This is a genomic window from Pseudomonas sp. FG47, from assembly GCF_057809115.1.
Genome location: NZ_JBMDJI010000034.1, coordinates 38,172 through 44,171, shown reverse-complemented (window position 1 = coordinate 44,171; position 6,000 = coordinate 38,172). Strand labels below are relative to the sequence as shown.

Below are 6,000 nucleotides of genomic sequence, written 5' to 3'. Positions count from 1 at the left end.
CCGCGGGGCAAGCCCGCTGCCACGAAGGCGTCGCTTCGTGGCAGCGGGCTTGCCCCACGATGTTTTCAGTGCCTGCGCCATAGCCAATGATCCAGGCTCAATCTTCCAGCCCCCTTCAACAGCAGCGGCAGCAATGCCACCAGGTAGATCAGCGGCAACTTGAAGTTGCCGAAACCCTGGTCGGTAATCACATATCCCCGTCCTAGTTCCGCCAGGCTCGACCACTCGCTGGGCCAGTGCACCGCGGCAATCGCCACCACCGTCACCACCATCAGCACCGCCGACGCCAGTCGGGTCCCCAGCCCCAGCAGCAGGAGCAGCGGGCAGATCAACTCGGCCCACATCGACAGTTGCCAGTTCAATCCGGCCGGCAGCAGGTCGAAGGGGAATGGAAAACTGCCTTGCAGGTCGGCGAACCAGTTGTTGCCGTTGAACTTCTCAAGGCCCGATTCGAAGAACTCCCAGGCCAGGAACAGCCGCAGTGGCAGGTCGGCGCCCCAGTTGCCGGCATGCTCGAGGGCGGTGAAAGGGCGGGTAAGGTTTGGCGTCAGCATGTCGAGGCTCCTTGCATTGAGTCATTGGGACAACGAGGGGGCGGCGCGGCGCAAGCGCTGGGCTTGCTTGGCGATCAGCTTGAGGGCAATGGCGGCGAACATCAGGGCGAAGGCCAGGGGATACCAGCCGCCCAGGGGAATGCGCTTGTAGAACGACAGGCAGAACACCGCGGCCAGCACCCAGGTGCCGGTGCTGTGCAGACCCTTCCACAGGCGTGGGCCGAGCAGGCGCATGGGCGCCTTGAACGAGGTCAGGGTCAGCAGCAGGATGAACAGATAGCCTAGCGACCCGGGGATATTCGCCACGGTCGTGCGACCTGCCCAGAACAGCTCGGGGTAGCGTTGCGCATACAGGTAGATCAGTGCCCCATGCACGCTGTGCGAGAAGGCGAAGGCCAGGCCGATGTAGCGCCGCTCACGCAGCAGTTGGCGACTGGCCGCGCCCGGCAGCAAAGTGACCAGCGCCGAGGCGAGGAAGGCCGCCAGAAACAAGGCGAACGAACTGCGTGCGGTGGCGCGGATGGCACTGCGCAGGCCATCGACGCCTAGCGGTTGGCTGAGCATCACTGCGCCAGTCATCAGCAGGGTAACGGCGGCAAGGGCAGTGAACAGCTTCCAGCCGCAGGGCAGGGCTTTCATGGGTGGTCTCCCGGAGCAGGTGGCAAGGGCGGGCTGCCTTCGCGCGGTGGTGGCCGGGAGTGTGCGGTGGCGGGGTATCTGCAGTGTGTCGCGCTACAGCGGGTTGTGTATCAATGTGTAGACGCCGGCTTGCCGGCGAACAACGGCGCAGCCGGTGCCATCCCCCGCGGCGCCGGGTTCGCCAGCAAGCTGGCTCCTACGGGGAGGTTGGTGCGGGAGCGGGCGCTCACTTAGCGCTGGCTGGCCAGGCGTTGCTGGGCGGCGGCGCAGCCATTGATCTCCACCGCCTTTTGCAGGAAACCCTGGCGTTGCTGTGGATCGAGTTCGCCAAGCAGGCGGTAGATTTCCGCCTGATAGTCACGTTGGCGTCCCCACTGCATCTGCAACCCCTGCGGCCGGGCGCGGCTGCAGGCCAGGCGCGTCGCCGGTTGCGGATAGTAGGGCGCGTACAAGGTGGCCATGCTGGGCACCGCTGCCAACGCCTCGCGGTAGGCTGGGCTGGCATTGTAAGGCGTACACCACCGGGCTATGGCCAGTGCCGGTGGCGCGAAGCCCTGCTTGAGGCTGGCCTCCAGCAATGGGCAGGCAGCGTCGGCGATCTGCCCGGCAGGCAGGTAGGTGGTGTAATACAGCGCCAGGCGATACTGGGCCACTGGATGGCCAAGGGCGACCGAGCGCTTGAGCAGCGCCACGGCCGACGGCAGGGTATGGGCCATGGCCTGGCCCTGACGGCTCAGCTCGGGGTCCCTGGCCGAGGCGCGCAGCGGGCTGGCGCTGTCGTCCTGGCTGTCGGCCTGCTCCAGCAATGGCAGGGCCTGGCGATACAGCAGGTCGGCATGGGGGTCGATGTTCACCTCCAGCGCCTGCACGGCAAAGGCCGCCAGCAACAGTGGCAAAAGGCTCATGCGGCTTGCGCGCATGGCCAACAGCTGGGGGGCGACAGGGGAAGTCATGGCAGGTACGCGTATGCCTCAGGCGGATCAGGAGCGACGACGGCGTATTCTAGCCAGCCAGCGTGCTTCGCCGAAAGCCCGATCCGTCGTAATCAGCCCGGCTTGATCGGTGAAACCTTGCGCAGGGCATGGTTTTCCTGGGCCAGGCCGAGCTTGGCGGTGATGACCTTGGCCAAGGCGTTGTTGCCCAGGTCGTTGAAATGTAGGCGGTCGACGAACAGGTCCTGGGTAAAGGCTGGCGAACTGCCGAGCATGCAGTTCATGTCGTAGCAGGGGATTGGCTCGGCCTGGTTCTTGATGCGACGCAAGAAGGCCATGTGCAGTTGGCTGTCGAAAGCGCCGCCGATCAGGCGGTCGAAGTTCGACGGTTGGCGCTCGAGCGCGGCCAGCATGGCCTGTTCGCCGCTGGGCAGGGCTTCCCGGCACCAGGGCAGCAATGGCTGGAGGATGAAGGTGAGGGTGGTATGGCCGTCGGCCAGCAAACGGTCCCATTGCCGCAGGGTGCGGCCGATGCTGTCGGCGGCGCGGATCAGGCGTTTGTCCGGGCTCGACAGCGGTTCGATGTCTGGCCACGGCGGCACGCGGCGCGACGCCAAGGCCTGGCCCAGGCGTTGCCAGAGCGATTCGCGGCGTGCAGGAGGCGTCGCTGGCACGCCTTCGTTGAAACGGTTGAGGAAGTCCTGGTAAACCTGGGCCCTTTGCGGGTCCTGGCTGCCGGCCAGCACTTCGCCGAGGGTTTCTTGGGCCAGGGTATTGAGGCCGCTGAGCACCACCACATGGCCGATCTGGCCAAAGCGATGCTGGTGGGTGAGGAACAGCAGCAGTTCCTGGGTCGCGTTGAGCCCGCAGCCGGCCAGGCTCAGCCAGACTTCGCCGGTCAGTTGCGACAGGTACGAGGCCACCGTGTGCTCGTCGGAGCTGGCGCCGATGCCCATGGCCGTGGAACCACCCACCAGCACATTGACCCGCGCCGCGCCACCGCGCTCGGCCACCGAGAAACGCTTGCCGGCGCAGTGGCTGTAGCGCAGCCCCAAGGCATCGGTGTTGATGGTGCCGGAGCGATAGCCGCGCTCATGTAGGTAGAGCATCTGCGGCGCCCGCCGACTGCCCCGTTGCAGAAAACGCTGGTAGTCCTGGGGCAGTGGGCTGCCTGGCGAGGTGTCGTCGATCGGGGCCATGGGCGCTGCTCGGCTCAGGCCGCCAGGGCCTTGAGGTTGTACGCCAGGCCAACGCCGGCGATCAACAGCAGCGCCACGCCGGACGCCAGGCTGATCACGCGGTTGCTGCGCGGCGAAGCGATTTTGCCGATGGCGAAGATGTACAGGCTGAGCACGGCGAAGTCGATGGCGATCCATAACAGCGACAGCACCAGCATGCTTTTGCCGAACGATTCGGTGATCTGGATGAACTGCGGGAAGAAGGAAATGAAGAAGATGATGTCCTTGGGGTTGGAAATACCCACCATGAAGCCCTGCAGCAAGCCGCCACGCCCCGGTTGCACCACCGGCGTATCCGCTTCGGGGCTGTCGGCCGGTTGCTGCAAGGCTTCGCGCAGGGTACCCAGGGCGATGTAGCCGATGAACAGGCAACCCAGCAGGCTCATGCCGTTGAGCCAGTTCTTGTCGATGGCCGCGCTGGTCATGATGATCCAAGCCGCGGCGCCGATCAGCACCAGTGACGCCCAGTTGGTGCCCACGGCGGTGAACAGTGCCTTGCGCGAGCCCGAGGCGGCGGCGGTATTGACGATCAGCGCCACCACCGGGCCAGGGGTGGCGATCAGCAGCAGCACGGTGAGGGCGTAAGTGGCGGTCAGGGCGGTATTCACATTCAATTCTCGATCAGGGGAGCAGCAGTTGCGGTATGGAACGGGCAGCGTGCCGGGTTCAGCGACCCGGGCTCCTGCAGTTGGTATTGGCGCCACTCGAAATTGTCGTCCTGGCCGAAGAAGCCAAGGGAGTCAGGCATCACGCCGTCGTTGTAGTGGTGGACCCGGTCGCGAATGCGCGCGCGGATGCGCTGGCCGCTTTCGGTACTGGCGCTGGCCACTTCGTCGAAACTTTCCCGGGGGTTGATGACGAAGGCGATGTGCTGGCCCAGGTTACGGCTTTTCATCAAATGGTGACCGGGGAAACTCATGTTGACGAACAGCGGCATGCCGGCGAAACAGAACGCCCAGCGGGGGTCGTGGGGGTCTTGCGGCACCTCGGCTGGCCAGGGCCGCGGGTCGCGGGCGTGAACCTGGTGTAGCACCTCCCAGGCCAGGCCCTGCTGGGCGGCGAGCGAGGTGGCCGGGTCGGTTTGCAGAAACACCAGCAGCGGGTGGCCGATGCGTTGCTTGAGCGGGATCGGTTCGACAGTGCTGATGTAGTCGGCCAGGCCCCGGGCGATATCGTCGGCCAAGCGCTCGGCACGGGCGAAAATCACATGGCAGGTGCGCGCGGTGACCGCCTTGCGCCCGAATAGGCAAGGGAAGTCGGGGTTGGCCAAGGTTTGCTTGAAGTGTTCTATGGTCTTGTGCGTCCAGTGGTGCCGGTTGTGCACATGTTCATCGGCCAGCTCTAGCGCGTCCAGGCGGTAGCAGTTTCCATAACCCGTAAACATGATTTCCCCAGGTCTATCGATGTGACCGCGTCAAGGTGATTTTTCCGGCATATCCATGCGGTTTGGCTATATAAAATTGTTATTTAGCAGCATTTTCCGTGAGGGTCGCTGCGTTGTAAAACGCCTGGAACTATGACCTACTATGAGCCTTGCTCATGCTCTGGAAGGCGCTCATGTCGGAACGGATTCAAGCCTTGCACGCCCTGCGGGCCTTCGAAGTGGCCTCGCGCTACGGCTCTTTCACCCGTGCCGCACAGGAGCTGGCCCTTACCCAGGGCGCGGTCAGCCATCACATCAAGACCCTCGAGGCGCTGTTCGGTTGCGACCTGTTCGAGCGCCGCGGCCCCAAGTTGCGCCTGACCGAGCATGGTCGGTTGCTGGCCCAGGAGCTCAAGGTCGGCTTCAAGATCATCGAAAATGCCTGCGCGCTGTTGCGCCAGGACCGTTATGGCATCCGTCTCAAGGCGCCGTCGACGCTCACCGTGCGCTGGCTGTTGCGGGCGCTGGACGGGTTCAAGAAAGCCGACAACAGTTGCGCGGTGCAACTGTCCAGCGTATGGATGGACATCGACGCGGTGGATTTCTATTCCGAGCCCTACGACTGCGCCATCCTCCTGGGCAATGGCCGCTTCCCGGCCGAGGTCGAGAGCCTCAAGCTGTTCGACGAATGGCTGATCCCTGTCTGCCACCCCAGCTACCTTGGCAACCCCGCGCCGCCGCTGTCGGTGCTCGACGACTGCGAGTTGCTTCACCCCTCGCCGGACCGGCGCGATTGGCGGCGCTGGCTGGCGCGCCTGGACGCGCTGGAGATCAGCATCGACCAGGGCCAGGTATTCGACACCCTCGACCAGGGCATTTCGGCAGCCCAGCAAGGCCTGGGTATTTCGGTGGTCGACCTGGTGCTGGCCAGCGCCGACCTGGCGGTGGGCAACCTGGTCACGCCATTTCCACAGGCGGTGGCCACCGGCGACGGCTACTACATGACCTGGCTCAAGGCCAGCCCCAAGGCCCACCAGATGCATAAGTTGCGTGAGTATCTGGTGGCGCAGGTGCCAGTTCTGGCACACAGGGACATCAGTTATCTGTATGGGTGATGGCGCTTCTCTATATGTGAATCATGGGCAGGCTTGTTACGGCTGAGTTGATCGGGAGGCTAGTATCCTGCATGGTTAACTCGTTTATGTTCTTTATTTGTTCCGCCCAATGATTTCGGGGGCTTTTAGATTAAAGAACTAACCGATCGGGACACTAGG

At 64.1% G+C, this 6,000-nt stretch carries 7 protein-coding genes; 1 reads left to right on the top strand and 6 read right to left on the bottom strand.

What is annotated here, in order from left to right:
- Window positions 1–65: 65 nt before the first annotated feature.
- From ACODS5_RS20200 to ACODS5_RS20175, 6 genes are all read right to left on the bottom strand, one after another.
- Window positions 66–554 (bottom strand): HvfX family Cu-binding RiPP maturation protein, encoded by a 489-nt coding sequence (locus tag ACODS5_RS20200; RefSeq protein WP_489109499.1) that lies wholly within the window; start codon window positions 552–554, stop codon window positions 66–68.
- A gap of 21 nt (window positions 555–575) precedes the next feature.
- Window positions 576–1,193 carry a ferric reductase-like transmembrane domain-containing protein gene (locus ACODS5_RS20195; protein WP_489109498.1) on the bottom strand — a complete coding sequence of 206 codons (618 nt, stop codon included), beginning with the start codon at window positions 1,191–1,193 and terminating at the stop codon, window positions 576–578.
- Between the two features lie 230 nt (window positions 1,194–1,423).
- Window positions 1,424–2,113: a sel1 repeat family protein gene (locus ACODS5_RS20190; RefSeq protein WP_489109503.1), complete on the bottom strand. Its 690-nt coding sequence runs from the start codon at window positions 2,111–2,113 to the stop codon at window positions 1,424–1,426.
- 125 nt (window positions 2,114–2,238) lie between these two features.
- Complete coding sequence (locus tag ACODS5_RS20185; protein ID WP_489109497.1) at window positions 2,239–3,324, bottom strand: hypothetical protein; 1,086 nt, start codon at window positions 3,322–3,324, stop codon at window positions 2,239–2,241.
- 14 nt (window positions 3,325–3,338) lie between these two features.
- Complete coding sequence (locus ACODS5_RS20180; RefSeq protein WP_134692948.1) at window positions 3,339–3,971, bottom strand: LysE family translocator; 633 nt, start codon at window positions 3,969–3,971, stop codon at window positions 3,339–3,341.
- A gap of 2 nt (window positions 3,972–3,973) precedes the next feature.
- A complete protein-coding gene (locus ACODS5_RS20175; protein ID WP_489109496.1) occupies window positions 3,974–4,747 on the bottom strand; it encodes a YqcI/YcgG family protein in 774 nt (257 codons plus the stop codon).
- Window positions 4,748–4,920: 173 nt separating this feature from the next.
- Between ACODS5_RS20175 and ACODS5_RS20170 the strand changes: the two genes are divergently transcribed.
- Entirely contained in the window at window positions 4,921–5,841 is a 921-nt protein-coding gene (locus ACODS5_RS20170; protein ID WP_489109495.1) for a LysR substrate-binding domain-containing protein, read from the top strand.
- The last annotated feature ends 159 nt before the right edge of the window (window positions 5,842–6,000 follow it).

Bases quoted from the DNA above. Each gene is read 5' to 3' on its own strand.
- ACODS5_RS20200 (WP_489109499.1), bottom strand. From the start codon at position 554: ATGCTGACGCCAAACCTTACCCGCCCTTTCACCGCCCTCGAGCATGCC.
- ACODS5_RS20195 (WP_489109498.1), bottom strand. From the start codon at position 1,193: ATGAAAGCCCTGCCCTGCGGCTGGAAGCTGTTCACTGCCCTTGCCGCC.
- ACODS5_RS20190 (WP_489109503.1), bottom strand. From the start codon at position 2,113: ATGCGCGCAAGCCGCATGAGCCTTTTGCCACTGTTGCTGGCGGCCTTT.
- ACODS5_RS20185 (WP_489109497.1), bottom strand. From the start codon at position 3,324: ATGGCCCCGATCGACGACACCTCGCCAGGCAGCCCACTGCCCCAGGAC.
- ACODS5_RS20175 (WP_489109496.1), bottom strand. From the start codon at position 4,747: ATGTTTACGGGTTATGGAAACTGCTACCGCCTGGACGCGCTAGAGCTG.
- ACODS5_RS20170 (WP_489109495.1), top strand. From the start codon at position 4,921: ATGTCGGAACGGATTCAAGCCTTGCACGCCCTGCGGGCCTTCGAAGTG.